Source organism: uncultured Traorella sp., from assembly GCF_944327115.1.
In the GTDB taxonomy this organism is placed as follows: Bacteria; Bacillota_I; Bacilli_A; order Erysipelotrichales; family Erysipelotrichaceae; genus Traorella.
In genome coordinates this window covers 34770-52793 of sequence record NZ_CALVGS010000047.1, presented here as the reverse complement: position 1 = coordinate 52793, position 18024 = coordinate 34770, and the positions used below count along the sequence as shown (strand labels likewise).

Below are 18024 nucleotides of genomic sequence, written 5' to 3'. Positions count from 1 at the left end.
TCGCTTTCTTTTCCCAGATAAAGCAGGATCACGGATAGTTTGTCGTAGTCTTCTTTTCTAATCCTATTGTATCCGACATGTACCTTTTTGTCCAGTGAGATTTCCGTAATGCTCCCTCTTTCTTCCTTTGGCGCATTCAAACAGATCCAGATCGAATAGACTTTTTTTAGGTTGCCATAATTGGAATGTCTGATCTGATCTTCATACTGCATGGAAAGCATTCTTCCACCATAATAGACACCCCTTGATGATAAGGGATAGCCGGGATAGAAGTCATCCTGAATTTCGATATTGATATAGAAATCGATATCATGGCTGCTGTCCGGAAGACGTGCCACAAAGAAGATGTCGAAGACAGCTCTACCTTCTTTTAGGGAATCATCTTCAAACTGGGAAAGAAAAGGGGAGAAGCGATGAATATTTTTCTGATTGACATAGATATCACGGATACAGTCCTTAGCAATGACAGAAATATCGACTTGTTTAAACTCGCTGACACATTGTTTGAGGATATGTGCGAGGAAGATAGGACGAGCAAGGACCTGTTTACAAAACGTATCATACTGATAATTGATATTGTTCATAAATTCCTCCTACTCTTATATATCCGTCAAATCGTCAAAATTCCCACTTTTTTTGAAATTTGTTTATTATTTTTGTTTATTAACATTACCATATAAAAATGCAACCGGTTACAAAAATATAATTGATGTATTGACAACTGGTTATAACAAGTTTATAATGCAATTATGAAGAAGGAATATGAAGATAGAATACCTTTATATTATCAGCTGATTGATAAGATCGAAGAGAAAATTGAGAATAACGAATGGCAGCCGGGTGAATGCATACCTTCTGAAAGAGAACTTTGTGAAATATATGGAATGTCGCGAATCACCGTTCGAAATGCAATTTCAAAATTAGAAAATCAAGGTAAATTGAGGAAGGTGCAAGGAAAAGGGACTTACGTTGTTGGGAAAGGGGTTACTCAAAATTTAACAAATCGTGTATATAGCTTTACTTCGGAAATGGAGAAGCAAGGAAAGATATCAAAAACCAAGCTGGTCCGGCGCGAAGTTATGGAATGTACACCTGCAGTTGCACAGAAGCTCGGATTATCTATTCAAGATAAAGTAATCTATATCGAGAGATTACGATGTGATGATACGACAGCGATTATTGTAGAGAAGGCGTATTTTCCTTATGAAGGATTTGAATTTCTGTTAAATCTTGATTTCGAGAAATATTCGTTATATAAAACATTGGAAACAAAGGCGGGAATTTTCATCAATCACGTCGTTGAAACGATTAGCGGTTGTGAGCTTAATGTTCATGAATGTCAGTTGCTGGAATGTAAATCGCCGATGTATGGCTTACTGGTAAAAAGAATTTCTTATTTTAATGATCGGATCATCAGCTATTCGACCATGGTGTCAAAGGGAAACAGCTTTAAGTTTACAGTAAGTCTGGAAAATTAGTTTGAAAGGATCTTTACTTGACAGGTAAAGATTCATTTAAACAGTTACTGGTTATAACGTTATGATGATGTAATGTTTAATCTTAAATCTAACATTTGTCAAAAGCAAATGTATAGATATAAATCAATTCATGACTTGTAAGTGCATGCTCGATCTTTTGCCGGCAGAGCAGGGCGGCTGCAATCTTGAATTGAGATCTCAGTTCTATGAGAGGAAAGGATCAGGTCACACATATTATGGCCTGGGGTGGAGGATGAAGCACTTAGAATTTTATGAAATTGTGAAAGAACAGATGGAAAGGCAGTTTCAGGAAGAAAAAGAGAACATCAATAAGGCAGCAGAATACTGTGCCAACTCAATTCAAAATGAAAGGCTGGTCCATGTGTTTGGATGTGGACATTCACAAATGTTTGCGATGGAAGTGTTTTATAGAGCAGGGGGATTGCTCCCGGTCAATGCGTTACTGATACCGCATTTGTCATTATTTCCAAAAGCAAAACTGAGTACTTATGGTGAGAGAATCGAAGGCTTTAGTGATAAATATCTTCAACAGGTCAATACAAGTCCTTTAGATACGATGATCATTGTTTCTATATCAGGACGTAATGCGGGTGTTGTTGATATGGCACTGGAGGCGAAGAGAATAGGAATGAAAGTAATTGCACTGACATCAAAGGAATTCACAAGTCACGTTTCTTCCAGACATAGCAGTGGAAAGAAATTATGTGATGTTGCTGATTTAGTTATTGATATCAAGTGTGTATTAGGAGATGCTTGTCTGGAAATGCCGGAGATTCAAGGTAAATTTACCGGAACAAGTACCATTTTAGGAATGCTGGTCATGGATTGCATCACATCGAGAACAGTTGAAATTTGTGTTGAGAACGGATATAAACCGCCTCTATATGTCAGCTCCAATTTAGATGATGGGGATGAAGCAAACCAGAAACAGATCAAAAAATATCAGTCACTTATTGATTGCCTGTAAAAAGAGAGGTGAGAAGATGCCAATTGTACATTTTCGTGTTGATCAGCGGATGATCCATGGCCAGGTAGCGATATCATGGTCAAAAGCAGTAAATCCAAATCATATCATTCTGGCAAATGATGCGGTCGCATCAAATGCTTTACAGCAACAGATCTTGAAAATAGCTGCACCTAAACAGGTAAGACTGTCTATGGTAAGCGTGGAAAAGGTCATTGGTTATTTAAATAGGGGCTTGGCACCAAATGAAAATGTATTTCTGTTAACACAAAATATACATGATGCAAGGAAATTGTTTGAAGGTGCTTTGCTGAATAAATATGATAGTTTAAATATTGGCAATATGACATTTAAAGAGGGAGCCAAGAAATTGAATGAAAAAATCTTTGCTACTGATGAGGAAATCAAAGATATTCAATGGTTTATTGATAACAATGTTGATATTTATTTTCAAATGTTGCCAAATGATCAGAAAAGAAGCTTTAAGGATATCATGAAAGGAGTATAGAATGGAATTATCAATACTGCAAATAATTATATTATCGATATGGGCAGCAATTGCCCAGCTGGAAGTTCTTACGACAGGTGTAGGTTTCTGGAATCGTCCGATCATCGCAGGAACGGCAGCCGGACTTATTGCCGGTAATGTGGAGCTTGGTGTTTTAATAGGATCCATGCTGGAAATGACTTCTTTGGGAGTATGGTCTTATGGTGGAGCTGCTGTTCCGGATTATACGACAGGAGCAGTTATCGGTGTCATGGTAGGTGTCTTGACAAACAATTCTGATATTGGTTTAACGACAGGTGTTGCTATGGCTGCCATTACGCAGAATACTGATGTATTAGCACGTACGCTCAATTCCTTCTGTGCACAAAGAGCTGACAAATATGCTGCTGAAGGAAATATCAAGCAGGCCCATATATCCCACTATCTGGGTGTCATTCCTTGGGGATTATCAAGAATCATTCCTGTATTGATCGTAGGTGTGCTTGGAAATACCTTTGCTGCCCAGGTAGTAGAGATGCTGAATGAAAACAGCTTTATATTAAGTGGCTTCCAGGCAATCGGTGCAGCGATGCCGGCTTTAGGATTTGTAATCCTGTTAACATATCTGCCATTTAGAAAACAATGGTGGTGGGTCGTATTAGGATTTGTATTAAGTGCATATTTAGGTGTTCCGACATTGGGCATTGCTTTGCTGGGCCTGGTTTGTGCAATCGTTTATACGACATTATGGTATAGAAATAAAGAAAATAAAACAGATGAGGCAGTTGAACAAATTGGAGGTGAATTCTAATGAGTAAGCAGGAAACAAAAGAATTATTAAAGAAAGTTTATATTCGTGCTTTGACCTTTCAGCTTTCATGGTCATATGAGCGTATGCAAGGCATTGGCTTCTTAAATTCAATTACTCCTGTTTTAGAAGAGGTTTATAAAGATGATCCAAAAGGATTAAAGAATGCCATGATGCGTCATACTCATTTCTTCAATACCTCAACGATTTGGGGAGCCTATCCTATTTTAGGTATGGTTACTGCCTTAGAGCTCGGTAAGGCTGATGGGGAAACTATCGAAGGTATTAAGACCTCTTTGATGGGCCCGATGGCAGGTATCGGAGATACCATGAACTTTTCGATCATTTTGCCTATCTTCTTCTCAATTCCTGCTTCAATGGCTATTGGCGGTAATGCCATGTCTGCGATTGCGGTGTTGGCAATCATAGATCTGTTATTGATCATAGGATTATCTATTGTAAAATGGAAATTGATGAATATCGGATTCTCACAAGGATCGAAGCTGACTCAGTCAATGGAGTTGATGGATAAATTATCTTTTGGTGCAGGTGTCTTAGGCCTGGTAGTCGTTGGTGGTATGGTTGCTTCCATGCTGTCTGTTTCTACACCAATCTCATTTTTGCTGGATTATCAAGGTGTACCGCTTCAAGTCATCACCAGTGCTGTTCCTGAAGACGCAGCAGGAGCTGTCGTACTGCAAAATGTTTTAAATTCTTTCATGCCTAAGTTGCTGCCGGTAGCATTGATGGCTGTTGTCTATTGGATGTATCAGAAGAAAAAGATCACGCCGATCAAGATCACGTTCATTCTCATGGTTGCCATGTTTATCTTAGGCGCTTTAGGAATTATTGCCAGAGGTTGATCAAAATGAGCTTAAGCTTTGATTATTATGATAATGTGATCAATCAGTTGAAGGAAGTAAAGGAGAATGAACAAGAGAATATCCAAAAAGCAGTGGATATGTTCTGTGATACGATCACTAAAGGCGGAATGATTCATGTGTTTGGCAGCGGTCATTCTCATACCCTGTCTATCGAGCTTTGCCATCGTGCGGGCGGACTGGTTCCGATCAAGGCAATGGATGAAGCGGGAAGAGGATTATATGAACAGGTAGAGGGTGTCGGAACAAGATTTATGCAGAACTATGATCTGCAGGAAAATGATCTGGTTTTGATTACTTCTAATTCAAGCCGTAATCCGATAAGCGTAGAAATTGCCCAGTATGCAAAGAATATGGGTGTAAAGGTCATTACCTGCTATGCCAAGAAGTTTGCGGAAAAATGTACACCGCGTCATTCATCAGGAAAGATGGTATATGAACTGGCCGATCTGGTCATTGATAACCATTGTGTTTATGGAGATGCCACGATAACTGTTGAAGGACTTGCAGATAAAGTAGGACCGACTTCTACGATCATAACAGCCTTTATCTATGACTGGATCGTAGTAGAAACAATTAAACAATTGAAACAAAACGGTTATGAGCCGCCTGTTCTGAGAAGTGTTAACATTGACGGCGGAGAGCAATATAATCAGCATCTTCTTGATAAATATAAATATCGTTTATTCTACAAAAAATATCTTAAAAATTAAATGTATCGATACAAAAACAAACCCCTGTATAGAAAGACCTCACATAAATATACATAAATGTATCGTATTTGATTAAAAAAGATATTTAATACATCTGAAACGCTAAAAGCACAATGCATTATTTGCATTGTGCTTTTAAAATATACCCAGATGTTCCAGTAATATCTTAATGCCCAAAAGAATCAAGACGATGCCTCCGGCTAATTCAGCTTTTGATTTTAAACGTGAACCGAAGACATGACCTATTTTTACACCAATTGCTGAAAGTACAAAGGTAATGATACCGATAGATGAAACTGCTGTAACGATATTGACATCTAAAAAAGCAAATGTGATTCCCACAGCTAAGGCATCGATACTGGTAGCAATCGCTAAGATCAGCATGCTTCTAAAAGATAACGAAGCATCTTCACACTCCTCACATTCATCTTTATCCAATGATTCTTTGATCATGTTCAGACCGATAAAGCCTAGAAGAATAAAAGCGATCCAGTGATCGATCGAAGTGATGTAATCTCTGAAATTAATGCCTAGAAGATAACCAAGCAAAGGCATCAAGGCTTGGAAGCCGCCAAACCATAATCCGACGAATGCCTGTTTTTTAAAATTGATTTTTTTTAGTGCCAATCCTTTGCAAATTGCAACTGCAAAGGCATCCATTGATAAACCGATTGCACAAGTAATTAATGTAAATGTGTCCATGTAAACCTCCCAAAATAAAACTCATGGACAATAGAAAAAAACCATTGTCCATGAGTCTTGTTGTTTAAGATAACACCAGATTTTCATCAGTATGTTGATATTACCGCTATATAGCCAACTACTCCCTCAAAGGATAGTATAAATTTAACCAATTTGGACCTCTTTGTCAATAGAAACTAATGAATTATATGGAATTTATTTCAAGCTTATGACTATCTGAATATATTATCGATAAAAATTATATGAATGATCATTTTAATAATAAAAAGTAGAAAATTAATAAAACCAAGTTTTTGTCTGAATCCTTCATGACCGGTTTATGGGCTTATCTGATTGCGAAAAAAATTTTTTGTAAAAATTTATAAAAAAAGTGGGAAAAATGACGATGGAGTGCATATATAAGAGTAGGAGGTGAATAGATGCAGTGTCCTCGCTGCGGGAATGAAGATCCTAAATATTTTTATCAGGATGGGGAACAGATCTATTGTCGTAAGTGTATCCAGTTTGGCAGAGTGAACATAACCGATGTCATTCAACCGAAACCATACAAGTGTAGAAAACACCGTGTAAAAGCTCATTTAAATTTTGAATTGACAGATGCGCAAAAGAGGGCTTCTGTCAGGCTTAAAGAAAATGCACTTGGAGGTATTGATTCTTTGGTGTATGCCTGCTGTGGGGCAGGGAAAACAGAAATCTGCTTTGAAACGATAACTGCCTTTCTTAACGCAGGAAAAAAAGTAGGCTTTGCGATTCCCAGAAGGCAGGTGGTGTTAGAAATCTGTGAAAGATTACGAAAGGCCTATCCACGGCTAAAGGTCATTGCGGTTTGTCAAGGTCATACCGAGGTTGATGATGGGGATTTGATCGTTTGTACGATGCACCAGCTTTATCGTTATCATCATACGTTTGATCTTCTTATTCTTGATGAGGTTGATGCATTTCCTTACAAGGATAATGAAATGCTGGAAGCAATCGCGATGAATGCCTGTAAAGGTGTCAAGGTGCTGCTAAGTGCCACTCCCTCCCGGCAATTGCTTCGAAAAGCAGAAAGTGGCAAGCTATCAATGATCGAGTTATTCACTCGTCCGCATGGTCATCCGTTAATCGTTCCCCAATGCTTCATTCTTCCGCATTATTTTCAATTGATACATTTATTGTGGTTTATGAAAAAATATGGTGGTCAGTGGTTAGTTTTTGTACCTGCGATTGCGATGTCTGATGCTTATGGAAAATGGTTGTCTGTTTTTATGCCGTGTGCTTCATTCACGTCAAAGACGATATGTAAAGAGGAAGTGCTAAGACGATTTAAAGAGCATCAGCTGACTGTACTATTTACCTCCACGATTCTTGAAAGAGGCGTTACCTTTAAGGGAGTTCATGTCGCTGTCTTACAAAGTGCACATCCGGTATTTGATGAAGCCAGTCTGATTCAGATCGTGGGACGTGTTGGAAGGGATCCAAAGGAGCCAAAAGGATTTGCGCTTCTTTATGCCGATAGGAAAAATCACGCAATGAAAAGATGTATCTATGCACTGCAGAAAATGAATGAATCACTGTTTGATTTGCATGAATGCACTGGATGAGGGAGTTACTTTGAAAGAGTACCTTTTTGAAGAGGATATCATTTGTGGAAATTGCCGGCATCGTTTTATAAAAAATGATTGTATCTATACATATGGATATCTGAGGGTACATGCATTTTATCGGTATGATGACTTTTTGGAGAGCCTTTTATATCAATTTAAGGAAGGATGTGATGTGGCTTTAGAGAATGTTTTTTTATGGAAATACAGGAAAAAAATGGTTGACATATTTCGACATCGCCAATGTGTGATCATGCCCAGCAGTGAGGATAAGCTGAAAAGCAGAGGCTTCCATCACCTGAAAAAAATGCTGGCTTGCTGTGAGGTTGAGGTATGCGATTGTTTCATCAAAACTAAAAATTACAAGCAAAGCTTACAACGTGCACAAAACAGGGAAAAAATCCATTCGGTCATTCAACGGACCTCTTTTCCGGCAAAAGATTTTTATCTGTTTGATGATGTGGTAACAAGCGGTCATACGCTGCTTGCGGCAGCTGCTTTATTAAGAAAAAAAGATGAGATCATGGAGGCGTATGCATTGAGCGTGCATCCCCGTTTTGTCGAAATGTGCGATAAACAACAGTTGTAAGTGAAAACGGAATTTCCTATACTGAAAGTGCGGAAAGGAGTAATTATGCAAGGCAAAGTGAAATGGTTCAACCAGGAAAAAGGATTTGGATTTATTGTAGGAGATGACAATAAGGAATATTTTGTACATTATACACAAATTCAGATCACAGGGTTTAAGACTCTTGAAGAGGGTGCTTTGGTAGAGTTTGATCCGATCGAGATTGAAAAAGGGCTTCAGGCCAAAAATGTAGTAAAAAAAGAAGTAAGCGTTGTCTGAATTTTATTTGCAAAAGGAATCAAAAACATTTATAATGATGTGTATGAAGTTGCTTCATAGAAAGGTATAAGATTATGCAAGGAAAAGTAAAGATGTTTAACCAGGAAAAGGGGTATGGTTTCATTACGGTCGAAGGCGGAAAGGATGTATTTTTTCATTATTCACAGCTTGTGATGGAAGGATATAAGACAATTGAAAATGATACGGCCGTTGAATTTGAGCTGGTTGAAACAGATCGTGGCCCGCAGGCTCACAATATCGTCAAACTATAAAAAAATGTAATAACTGAAAAAAGTGGGCATTGCCTCACTTTTTTGTTTAATTGCTTTGATTATTTTGATATAATAAATTAGTAATGCTATATCTATATAGACATGGAGGTACGAAGATGGGATTTTTAACCAATATATTCAATGAAGAAAAACGTATAATGAAACAATACGAAAAAAAAGCCAATGAAGTCGTTGCTTATGAATCAACGATGGCAGCCTTGAGCGATGATGAGCTGAAGGCTAAGACAAATGAATTTAAGGAAAGGCTTAAAAACGGAGAAACCAAGGATGATATTCTCCCGGAGGCCTTTGCGACGATTCGTGAGGCTGCCAAAAGAGTTTTAGGCGAATTTCCGTTCTATGTCCAGATCTTAGGTGCCTTGATCCTCAATGGCGGAGATATTGCCGAGATGAAAACAGGTGAAGGTAAGACATTGACATCTATCATGTGCGTATATCTGAATGCGCTTGAAGGCAAGGGCGTTCATGTCATTACGGTCAATGATTATCTGGCAGGACGTGATGCGGCATGGATGGGACAGATCTATGAATTTTTAGGAATGACGGTCGGTGTAAATAAAAGAGAATTAAATATTTATCAGAAACAGGATGTGTATAAGTGCGATATTACATATACGACGAATGCTGAATTAGGTTTTGATTATCTTCGTGATAATATGGTCACTCGTCCACAGGATCGTGTCATGCGTGGCTTGCATTTTGCGATCATTGATGAGGTCGATTCTATTTTGATCGATGAGGCGCGTACACCGCTGATCATTTCCGGAGGCAAGAAGCAGACGGCTGATTATTATCGTCAGGCAGATATCTTTGCTAAATCATTGTCACCGGAAGATTATGTGATCGATGTCCAGTCAAAAGCGATCAACTTAACAGATTCCGGTGTGGATAGAGCAGAGAAGATGTTTAAGATCAATAATTTGTATGATCTTCAGCATGTCCAGCTGGTACATCATATCTCACAGGCATTAAAAGCCAATTATATCATGACGAAGGATGTGGAATATGTCGTTAGTGATGGTGAGATCGTGATCGTTGACCAGTTTACGGGACGTATCATGAAAGGACGTGCTTTCTCTGATGGTCTGCATCAGGCTTTGGAAGCCAAAGAAGGATGTAAGATCCGGGAAGAAACGGCAACATTAGCTACGATCACATATCAGAATTTCTTCCGTTTATATGAAAAGCTTGCCGGTATGACAGGTACGGCCAAGACTGAAGAAGAAGAATTTTTAGATACTTACAATATGCGTGTTTTGGTGGTTCCTACCAACCGTCCGGTTCAGCGTATCGATTATCCGGATGTTGTTTATCGTACTCCAAAGCTTAAATTTGATGCATTGATGGCTGAGGCAAAGCAGCTGCATGAAAAAGGTCAGCCGGTTCTGATCGGTACGATTTCGGTAGAGGTTTCAGAAAGATTGTCGGAGATGTTTACCAAAGAAGGTATCAAGCATCAGGTATTGAATGCGAAGAATCATGCCCGTGAAGCAGAAATCATCAAGCATGCCGGTGAGAAGGGCGCTGTTACGATTGCGACCAATATGGCCGGACGTGGTACGGATATTAAGATTAATGATGAAGTGCGTGCATTGGGAGGCCTGGCTGTTTTAGGAAGTGAACGTCATGAATCCCGCCGTATCGATAACCAGCTGCGTGGACGAAGCGGACGTCAGGGGGATCCGGGATTCTCACGCTTCTATGTTTCATTAAAGGATGAGCTGATGGTTCGTTTCGGCAGTGAAAGACTGGAAGGCTTATTTGAAAAGATGGGAGATACCCAGATTGAGTCCAGCATGGTAACAAAGGCTATTTCAAGTGCTCAGAAGCGTGTTGAAGGACAGAACTATGATATTCGTAAGTCCTTGTTGGAATACGATGATGTCTTAAGACAACAGCGTGAGGTCATGTATGAACAGAGAGATTATGTATTGAATAATGATGACGTTCATTCAGTTGTATATGAAATGTTTACAAGGGTCTTTAATCAGGTCGTTGCGAATAATTCGGATCCTAAATCTTCAAAGGTCAACGGTGAACAGCTGTTGGCGGGTTTAAAGGTATTGGGATGTCCGGAAGATATGGTAACTTTAGAGGAAATTGACGGTAAGGATCTCAAGAGCGTTGTGGATCTGTGTCTTGAAAGAGATTGGAAGTTCTACAATGATAAGATCGAGGATGTGAAAGAAAATTATCTTCCTTTTGAAAAGACGATCGTTTTGAAAAATATGGATCGTAACTGGATCGATCATATTGATACGATGGATAAATTAAGAAGCGGTATCTATCTTCGTTCATATGCACAGGACCGTCCTTTGCAGGCTTATGTAGAAGAGGGTTATGCAATGTTTGAGGAAATGATGGAAAATATTGCCCGTGAAGTTGTATTCTTTGCCAACAGAATGAAGATTGAAGTAAGATACAGAGAGTATAAGAAATAATGGAATTGTTTGAGATAAGGCAGGGAATTGACCACTATCGTTCACGTTTGGAACAGTTGGGTGAGTCCCTGGATCTTGAAAAGAAAGAGGCAAAGATATCAGAGCTTCAAAAGCAAATGGAACAGGATGGCTTTTGGGATGATGCCAGGGCTGCACAGAAGGTGATCAATGAATGTAATCATCTAAAAGATCTGGTGGAATCTTATAAAAAGCTGGAGGAAACGTTTGAGTCCTTTGCTCAGACAGCGGCTATTTTAAAGGAAGAGATGGATCAGGATCTGATGGATCTTTTGGAAGAGGAATATAACGAAAGCCTGAAAACCTTTGGAGATTTTGAGATCAAGGTTTTGTTGTCGCATGAATATGATCATTCCAATGCGATTCTGGAAATTCATCCGGGTGCCGGCGGAACCGAAAGTCAGGATTGGGCAGAAATGTTGTATCGCATGTATTCCCGCTATGCTGCCAGACATAACTATAAGGTAACGGTGCTGGATTATCTGGCCGGAGAAGAAGCAGGCATCAAATCGGTTTCGATGCTTATTGAAGGTGATCTGGCATATGGTTATCTGAAAGCAGAAAAGGGTGTTCATCGCTTGGTGCGTATTTCACCTTTTGACAGCGGTGGCAGAAGGCATACCTCGTTTGCAAGCGTGGATGTGGTACCTCAGTTCAATAATGAGATTGAAATCGAAATCAATCCGAATGATTTAGAGATCGATACACATCGTGCTTCTGGTGCCGGCGGGCAGCATATCAATAAGACCGATTCTGCTGTACGCATCGTTCATAAGCCGACAGGTATTACCGCAACCTGTCAGGCAGGAAGAAGTCAGCATGAAAATCGTGAGCAGGCGATGCTGATATTAAAGTCCAGGCTGTATCAGCTTCAGATTGAGGAGCAGGAAGCCAAGCTTGCGGCAATTAAGGGTGAACAAAAACGAATAGAATGGGGATCACAGATCCGCTCATATGTATTTCAGCCTTACCGGATGGTGAAGGACCTAAGGACCGGCTATGAAGTCGGAAATGTTCAGGCAGTCATGGATGGTGACTTGGACGGATTTATTTTCGCATATTTGAAATCACAGATCGAGTAGACAGTGTCTACTCTTTTTAAAGGAGGGATGTCGATGAAGAAAGATACGGTTTTAAATATTATTTTGATTTTAGTTGGTAACTTTTTTGTGGCACTGTCTGTTTCCTGCTTCATTGTTCCAAATGAAATCTTATCAGGAGGTGTTGCCGGTGTTGCAGTTGCCCTGCATCCGATTTTACCTTTTATCGACACCACTTTGTTGATCAATGCCATTACGATAGGATTATTTTTGGTGGGGTCGGTATTGCTGGGGAGATCATTTTTCCTCAAGACGCTGCTTAGTACGCTTTGTTATCCTATTTTCTTAAGCGGGCTTACCTATCTGGTTCAAGGCAGGCCTTTGACAGAGAGTCCTATCTTAGCTTCCTTATATTCCGGTGTCTTTATAGGATTAGGTGTCGGTATCGTTTTCCGTACGGGTTCAAGCACAGGTGGAATGGATATTCCTGCTTTGTTAATGGAAAAATATCTGCATATACCGCTGTCAACCGCTTGCCTGATCATTGATGGCCTGACAGTGGTCTTAGGTATCAGCACCTATTCGATCGAAGCAGCATTGATCGGTCTGATTTCTGTATATGCCAGCTCGTTTATGATTGACAAGGCCATCAGCTTTGGCGGACAGAAAACAAAGTCTGTAATGATCATTTCAAATCGTTATGAAGAGATGCTGAAGGCCATTATTGCGGAGATTGATCGCGGTGCTACCCTGCTGCATGCACAGGGCGGTTATACACGGGAGGAACGTGAGGTGGTCCTTGTTGTCATTGACAATAAGCAATATCCTAAATTAAATAAGCTTATAAATGAGATCGATCCGAATGCCTTCCTGGTTGTCCAAGATGCACAGGAGGTTACCGGCAATGGATTTACATATTATCAGGAGCTGGAAAAGATTGCTCCTAATCATAATGAACGATAATGATATGAATGGACATCTAAGGATGTCTTTTTCATAGCCGGAATTTACATGCCGGGGTATTTTATGTGTTATCATGTTGAGATCATATTTATGGACGGATATGAAAGAGTGTGATAGAAAAGGCTAAATAATTAAGTTTTATCGGGATAAAATGGAAAAGAGAGCTTTTTCAAATATATAAAAGGATGTGTTTGGTTTTGATATGATCGATGTAATTTATCACAAATATATCCCACAATTTACCACGAAAAAAAGTCGTTTTGGGAATTCATGAAAACGGAAACTATGTTATAATAATTTGGAGGATGTGATAAAAGTGATATCATTAGAGAATGTTTCTAAATCGTATAAAAACGGTGTGAATGCTCTTAAGAATATTTCATTATATATTGATGAAGGTGAATTTGTTTATATCATCGGTCCTACCGGATCCGGAAAATCGACGTTGATCAAGCTTTTGGATGGTGAAGAAATTCCTGATGAGGGGAAGGTCATTGTAGCCGATACAGATGTAGGAAGCTTAAAACATAAGCATGTACCATTATATAGAAGAAATTTGGGAATCGTATTTCAGGATTATCGTTTATTGCCGAGCCTTACCGTATTTGAAAATATTGCTTTTGCGATGGAGTGCATCGGTCAAGATAAGCTATCGATCCGCAGACGTGTAAGAGAGGTTTTGGAATTAGTTTCGCTGGAGGATAAGGCGAAATCTTTTCCTAATGAGCTTTCAGGCGGACAGCAGCAGCGTGTTACGATCGGAAGGGCGATTGCCAATCATCCAAAAGTGCTGATTGCCGATGAGCCTACGGGAAATCTTGATCCTGAAATGTCCAAGGAGATCATGGAGCTTTTAGAGAAGATCAATGAAAAGGAGAAAACAACGATTGTCATGGTGACTCATGATTCAACGATCGTCAATAATATCAAGAAAAGGACGATTGCGCTTGAAGAGGGGTATATCGTGGCTGATATAAAGAAGGGAGGATATCTAAAGAATGATTAAATTTTTTAAATCAATTCCCTATCATACAAAAACGGCGTTTAAAAGCATTGCCCGTCATTTGGCTCTGACTTTTTCAAGTGCCAGTGCTGTCAGTGTAACGTTAACATTGCTGATGGTGTTTTTGGTGCTTGCGGGTAATGTATCAAGCTTTACATATAGTATCGAAGAATCGCTGCAGATATATGCAACGATCGAAAATACATTGACACAGGAAGAAATTACTGTTCTTCAATCAGAAATAGAAGCGATGGATCATGTGGTCAAAGTTACTTTTTCAGATAAAGAACAGGAATTAGAAAGTTATATTGGCAATAACGATGATGAAGCTTCGCAAAGGTTATATGCTGCTTATCGGGGTGAAGGAAATCCTTTGTTGAATGCGTTTGTCATCGAAGTTGACAATGGAAATAATTTGGAAACAGTAAGTAAGGAACTGCAGGATCTTGAGGGAATCTATGATGCTGCTTATGGTGGTGACAGCGTTGTCATGCTTGTAAAAGCCATGGATGGCGTTCGTATTGCGGGCGGTATCTTTGTGGCGGCACTTAGCGTATTGGCTATATTTTTGATTTCTAATACGATCAAGAGTGCGATCTATTCAAGAAACAGTGAGATTTCGATCATGCGTAACGTAGGTGCTACCAACGGCTTTATCAAAATGCCTTTTATGATCGAGGGAATGATGATCGGAGTTATCGGGGCGATCCTTCCGATATTGCTTACGATCTTCGGTTATAGTTATGTGTACAATGCGCTTAATGGTGTACTGCTGATTCCTATGTTTCGGATGCAGCCCGTGATTCCTTTTGCGGTATATGTATCTTTAGCGCTTTTGGCGACCGGCATGATCGTCGGTATGCTGGGAAGCTTCTTTGCGGTTAATAAGTATCTGAGGTGGAAGAGATGAAGAAGAAGGTCAGTATATTGGTTATCTGCGCAATGCTGTTATATTCGATTTCGCCGGCGTATGCGATCGATTACAGCGGGGATGAAGATTACTGGTACAGTGTCTGCAACGGCCGTATCTCTGAGGATCTGATTGCTTCATGTCAGGGATTTAATGCCTATCTGATTCAAAAGGCAAATAACGTAGAAAACAGCATGGACAGTCTTGATGAACAGATAGCGGCTATTCAGGGCGATATTGATGCATTATATGATGTGCTGCATGATATTCAGAGTCAGATCGAAGCAAAAGACAGTGAGATCCAAACGCTTGAGAATCAAATAAGTGAACTGGAAACAAACATTTCTATTTTAGAAGAAGAAATTGCTGCGAAAGAGCAGGATATCGAACAGCGTGATAGTCAGATCAAAGAACGTATGGTGGAAACGCAGACGTTTAAAAGAACCTTTGGTTTTATTGATTTTCTGATGGGTGCTACGGATTTCGTTGATTTGATTCGCAGATTCAGCATCATGAATCAGATCACCGCTTCTGAACAGGAGCAGATCGAATTGTTAAGTGCGGATATTGCCCAGCTTGAGCTGGATCAGAATCAGCTTGAAGTACAGAAAGAAGGCGTTGAAGCACAGAAGGCGGTTTTGGATAGTGAAAGAAACGATCTTGCCGCTCTTGAAAGTTATCAGAATCAGTTGATTGCGGAACAACATGAAAAAGAAGCAGATTTGATGGATGAATATAGCCGTTTGGAATCTACTGTAAATTCTATACGTAACAGCATGCCGTCATTCAGTGTCGGAGATGGTGATATTTCAGATACTACCGGCTTTGGTATGGTCGTATCAGGTTACCGTTCAGCAGGAACATGGTACTATCCTGCCAGTTTTGGAGGTGCCAGACACTCCGGCATGGATATCGCTGGTTCTCGTGGAACACCGGTATATGCAGCGTTTAACGGAATCGTTGCCATTGCTCAAAATATAACATCGGTAGAAGGTACAAAAAATCCTGCTACGGGAAATAATGTCATGATCATCGGTACGGTCAATGGAACGACATATGCGATCCATATGCTGCATCTGCAGTATAATTCGATTACGGTATCACCGGGTCAGGTCGTGACCCAGGGACAGGTTGTGGCAGCCAGAGGTTCGACCGGAAACTCCACGGGACCTCACGTACATATCGATTTATATAATTTAGGTTCGATGACGGTAGAGGAAGCATATAACTATGTTCGCAATACAGGTAATTATACATTTGGTATGAGTTATCATGCTTATGGCTGGGAATGCAGCAATAAAGCACCTGTATGCCGTGAAAGACCGGAAGATTATATTCCATATTAAAAAAAGATTTCGCTTGATGCGAAATCTTTATTTCATGATACACTGTACAGCAAGACAACCAGGGCCGCCTTGGGTAATGAATACCGGGCTTAAATCATAAATCTCTATCTCTGTATTTGGAAATTCATTTTGGAAATAAGCCTTTGTTTCTAATACTTGTTTTTCAGTTGTCGCATGTGAAATCGTGATGATATAATTTTCATCAACACCTTTTTCCTTAAAGGATTCAGCGATACTTGCCAGTGCTTTTTTATAAGTTCTTGCAACGGCATGTTTCTCAAGGACCTTGCCATCATCTGATTGCTTCATGACGATCGTCAATCTCAAAAGACCGCCAACAGATGCTGACAGTGCTGAGCATCGGCCTCCTCTTTTTAAGAATTCAAAGTTTTGAGGAATCAGGAATGAAACGCTGTTATCAATGGATGGCATGAGTGCCGTAACGATTTCAGCGCTTGATTTTCCTTCTTTTGCTAATTTTAATGCTTTGTTGACAAGATAACGGTGAGGTCCGCACAGCGTTTTTGAATTTAATACGGTAATGTCTTGGTTTGGACATTGCTGCTGGGCCATGATTGCATTTTGATAGGTACCGCTTAAACCATCCGCCATCGTTATATTCAGTAATGGCTGATCAGGATTTGATTCATAAGCATTTAATACGTCACCGATAGAAGGCTGAGATGATGAGGGGATCGCACCGTTTCTTATTTTTTCAAGAAGCTGTTCTGATGTGATTTCTTCATACTCATAATAAGTTTTCTGATCAATGGCAATCTGTAAAGGCAGAATGATCAAATCTTTTTCTTTGCCTTCGGCAACGCTATAAAGAGTTGAGGTGTCGCTGATAATTTGTGTCATAGTTTCTCCTTACCATACTATCTAGTATTCAATACTAGAATAACTTGTAAATGTTATATTGTCAATAGTTGACAATAAAAATGTGTATGATAAAATTATCAAAAGAAGGTGAAAATATGGAAACATCAATACATTTACCGCGATGGGAGGAGCTTCCGGTAATTGACTTATATATCGATCAGGTTGTAACTTTGCTTGAAGAATGGCTTGATTTCATACCGCATAATGATGAAAAATTGATTACAAAATCTATGATCAATAATTATGTCAAGCATGGGATCGTCGATGCACCTAAAAAAAGAAGATATACGACCACTCATATAGCGTATTTGATCGTTGTATGTATTTTTAAACAGGTATATTCCATGAATGAGATCACACAGATGATACGGCTTCAGGTTCATGCGTATCCGATCGAACAGGCCTATAATTATTATATCGAAGATCTCGAGGCTTGTATCTTATCTATTTATAATGGGGAGCCGGTTAAGCATCAAAAGGCAGATACAGATGATCCGTTGACCAAGATCTTACATTCAGTCAATGAATCATTGGTCAATAAATTCAATGTGCAGCGTCTGATTAAAGAGGTCAAAGAGAAGAATGTGGAGTGACATTCTTTTTGTTGTGGAAAGATGTAATAATTAGATAAATCGTGGTATAAT

The 18024-nt window shown here is 39.5% G+C and carries 19 protein-coding genes and 1 pseudogene; 17 read left to right on the top strand and 3 right to left on the bottom strand.

The features are described from left to right. A pseudogene (locus tag Q0K35_RS04515) lies at positions 1–584 on the bottom strand (hypothetical protein); the annotation flags it as partial. 165 nt (positions 585–749) lie between these two features. Here Q0K35_RS04515 and Q0K35_RS04510 point away from each other — a divergent pair. From Q0K35_RS04510 to Q0K35_RS04485, 6 genes are all read left to right on the top strand, one after another. Then, positions 750–1478: a GntR family transcriptional regulator gene (locus tag Q0K35_RS04510; protein WP_294561479.1), complete on the top strand. Its 729-nt coding sequence runs from the start codon at positions 750–752 to the stop codon at positions 1476–1478. 253 nt (positions 1479–1731) lie between these two features. Then, entirely contained in the window at positions 1732–2466 is a 735-nt protein-coding gene (locus tag Q0K35_RS04505; RefSeq protein WP_294561478.1) for an SIS domain-containing protein, read from the top strand. A 16-nt stretch (positions 2467–2482) separates the two neighbouring features. Then, positions 2483–2971: a PTS sugar transporter subunit IIB gene (locus Q0K35_RS04500; RefSeq protein ID WP_294561477.1), complete on the top strand. Its 489-nt coding sequence runs from the start codon at positions 2483–2485 to the stop codon at positions 2969–2971. A 1-nt stretch (position 2972) separates the two neighbouring features. Next, a complete protein-coding gene (locus tag Q0K35_RS04495; protein ID WP_294561476.1) occupies positions 2973–3761 on the top strand; it encodes a PTS sugar transporter subunit IIC in 789 nt (262 codons plus the stop codon). Next, positions 3761–4621, top strand: a complete 861-nt coding sequence (locus tag Q0K35_RS04490) for a PTS system mannose/fructose/sorbose family transporter subunit IID (RefSeq protein ID WP_294561475.1) — start codon at positions 3761–3763, stop codon at positions 4619–4621. The genes Q0K35_RS04495 and Q0K35_RS04490 overlap by 1 nt, the downstream gene beginning before the upstream one ends. Positions 4622–4626: 5 nt before the next feature. After that, entirely contained in the window at positions 4627–5352 is a 726-nt protein-coding gene (locus Q0K35_RS04485; RefSeq protein WP_294561474.1) for an SIS domain-containing protein, read from the top strand. A 135-nt stretch (positions 5353–5487) separates the two neighbouring features. On the opposite strand, the gene Q0K35_RS04480 is transcribed toward Q0K35_RS04485, so the two are convergent. Next, positions 5488–6054 carry a manganese efflux pump MntP family protein gene (locus tag Q0K35_RS04480; protein ID WP_294561473.1) on the bottom strand — a complete coding sequence of 189 codons (567 nt, stop codon included), beginning with the start codon at positions 6052–6054 and terminating at the stop codon, positions 5488–5490. 419 nt (positions 6055–6473) lie between these two features. On the opposite strand from Q0K35_RS04480, the gene Q0K35_RS04475 reads away from it, so the two are divergent. From Q0K35_RS04475 to Q0K35_RS04430, 10 genes are all read left to right on the top strand, one after another. Continuing rightward, positions 6474–7637 carry a helicase-related protein gene (locus tag Q0K35_RS04475; RefSeq protein WP_294561472.1) on the top strand — a complete coding sequence of 388 codons (1164 nt, stop codon included), beginning with the start codon at positions 6474–6476 and terminating at the stop codon, positions 7635–7637. 10 nt (positions 7638–7647) lie between these two features. Beyond that, complete coding sequence (locus Q0K35_RS04470; RefSeq protein WP_294561471.1) at positions 7648–8226, top strand: ComF family protein; 579 nt, start codon at positions 7648–7650, stop codon at positions 8224–8226. Positions 8227–8271: 45 nt separating this feature from the next. Further along, positions 8272–8484: a cold shock domain-containing protein gene (locus Q0K35_RS04465; protein WP_294561470.1), complete on the top strand. Its 213-nt coding sequence runs from the start codon at positions 8272–8274 to the stop codon at positions 8482–8484. A 74-nt stretch (positions 8485–8558) separates the two neighbouring features. Next, complete coding sequence (locus tag Q0K35_RS04460; protein WP_071441184.1) at positions 8559–8756, top strand: cold shock domain-containing protein; 198 nt, start codon at positions 8559–8561, stop codon at positions 8754–8756. A gap of 116 nt (positions 8757–8872) precedes the next feature. Then, on the top strand, positions 8873–11218 hold the full coding sequence (secA, locus tag Q0K35_RS04455; RefSeq protein ID WP_294561469.1) for a preprotein translocase subunit SecA: 2346 nt from the start codon (positions 8873–8875) through the stop codon (positions 11216–11218). After that, complete coding sequence (prfB, locus tag Q0K35_RS04450; RefSeq protein ID WP_294561468.1) at positions 11218–12318, top strand: peptide chain release factor 2; 1101 nt, start codon at positions 11218–11220, stop codon at positions 12316–12318. The genes secA and prfB overlap by 1 nt, the downstream gene beginning before the upstream one ends. 33 nt (positions 12319–12351) lie before the next feature. Further along, positions 12352–13239: a YitT family protein gene (locus Q0K35_RS04445; RefSeq protein WP_294561467.1), complete on the top strand. Its 888-nt coding sequence runs from the start codon at positions 12352–12354 to the stop codon at positions 13237–13239. Positions 13240–13555: 316 nt separating this feature from the next. After that, complete coding sequence (gene ftsE, locus Q0K35_RS04440; protein WP_294561466.1) at positions 13556–14245, top strand: cell division ATP-binding protein FtsE; 690 nt, start codon at positions 13556–13558, stop codon at positions 14243–14245. Beyond that, positions 14238–15152 (top strand): permease-like cell division protein FtsX, encoded by a 915-nt coding sequence (gene ftsX, locus Q0K35_RS04435; protein WP_294561465.1) that lies wholly within the window; start codon positions 14238–14240, stop codon positions 15150–15152. Before ftsE ends, ftsX begins: the two co-directional genes overlap by 8 nt. Next, a complete protein-coding gene (locus tag Q0K35_RS04430; RefSeq protein ID WP_294561464.1) occupies positions 15149–16498 on the top strand; it encodes a peptidoglycan DD-metalloendopeptidase family protein in 1350 nt (449 codons plus the stop codon). Before ftsX ends, Q0K35_RS04430 begins: the two co-directional genes overlap by 4 nt. A 27-nt stretch (positions 16499–16525) precedes the next feature. Here Q0K35_RS04430 and Q0K35_RS04425 read toward each other — a convergent pair whose 3' ends face one another. Continuing rightward, on the bottom strand, positions 16526–17359 hold the full coding sequence (locus Q0K35_RS04425) for a DegV family protein (protein ID WP_294561463.1): 834 nt from the start codon (positions 17357–17359) through the stop codon (positions 16526–16528). Between the two features lie 116 nt (positions 17360–17475). Here Q0K35_RS04425 and Q0K35_RS04420 point away from each other — a divergent pair, with 116 nt between their 5' ends. Further along, positions 17476–17973 (top strand): DUF1836 domain-containing protein, encoded by a 498-nt coding sequence (locus tag Q0K35_RS04420; RefSeq protein ID WP_294561462.1) that lies wholly within the window; start codon positions 17476–17478, stop codon positions 17971–17973. Positions 17974–18024: the final 51 nt, after the last annotated feature.

Bases quoted from the DNA above. Each gene is read 5' to 3' on its own strand.
- Q0K35_RS04430 (WP_294561464.1), top strand. From the start codon at position 15,149: ATGAAGAAGAAGGTCAGTATATTGGTTATCTGCGCAATGCTGTTATAT.
- Q0K35_RS04495 (WP_294561476.1), top strand. From the start codon at position 2,973: ATGGAATTATCAATACTGCAAATAATTATATTATCGATATGGGCAGCA.
- Q0K35_RS04460 (WP_071441184.1), top strand. From the start codon at position 8,559: ATGCAAGGAAAAGTAAAGATGTTTAACCAGGAAAAGGGGTATGGTTTC.
- Q0K35_RS04490 (WP_294561475.1), top strand. From the start codon at position 3,761: ATGAGTAAGCAGGAAACAAAAGAATTATTAAAGAAAGTTTATATTCGT.
- Q0K35_RS04475 (WP_294561472.1), top strand. From the start codon at position 6,474: ATGCAGTGTCCTCGCTGCGGGAATGAAGATCCTAAATATTTTTATCAG.
- prfB (WP_294561468.1), top strand. From the start codon at position 11,218: ATGGAATTGTTTGAGATAAGGCAGGGAATTGACCACTATCGTTCACGT.
- Q0K35_RS04420 (WP_294561462.1), top strand. From the start codon at position 17,476: ATGGAAACATCAATACATTTACCGCGATGGGAGGAGCTTCCGGTAATT.
- Q0K35_RS04425 (WP_294561463.1), bottom strand. From the start codon at position 17,359: ATGACACAAATTATCAGCGACACCTCAACTCTTTATAGCGTTGCCGAA.
- Q0K35_RS04505 (WP_294561478.1), top strand. From the start codon at position 1,732: ATGAAGCACTTAGAATTTTATGAAATTGTGAAAGAACAGATGGAAAGG.
- Q0K35_RS04510 (WP_294561479.1), top strand. From the start codon at position 750: ATGAAGAAGGAATATGAAGATAGAATACCTTTATATTATCAGCTGATT.
- Q0K35_RS04480 (WP_294561473.1), bottom strand. From the start codon at position 6,054: ATGGACACATTTACATTAATTACTTGTGCAATCGGTTTATCAATGGAT.
- Q0K35_RS04485 (WP_294561474.1), top strand. From the start codon at position 4,627: ATGAGCTTAAGCTTTGATTATTATGATAATGTGATCAATCAGTTGAAG.
- secA (WP_294561469.1), top strand. From the start codon at position 8,873: ATGGGATTTTTAACCAATATATTCAATGAAGAAAAACGTATAATGAAA.
- Q0K35_RS04500 (WP_294561477.1), top strand. From the start codon at position 2,483: ATGCCAATTGTACATTTTCGTGTTGATCAGCGGATGATCCATGGCCAG.
- Q0K35_RS04445 (WP_294561467.1), top strand. From the start codon at position 12,352: ATGAAGAAAGATACGGTTTTAAATATTATTTTGATTTTAGTTGGTAAC.
- Q0K35_RS04465 (WP_294561470.1), top strand. From the start codon at position 8,272: ATGCAAGGCAAAGTGAAATGGTTCAACCAGGAAAAAGGATTTGGATTT.
- ftsX (WP_294561465.1), top strand. From the start codon at position 14,238: ATGATTAAATTTTTTAAATCAATTCCCTATCATACAAAAACGGCGTTT.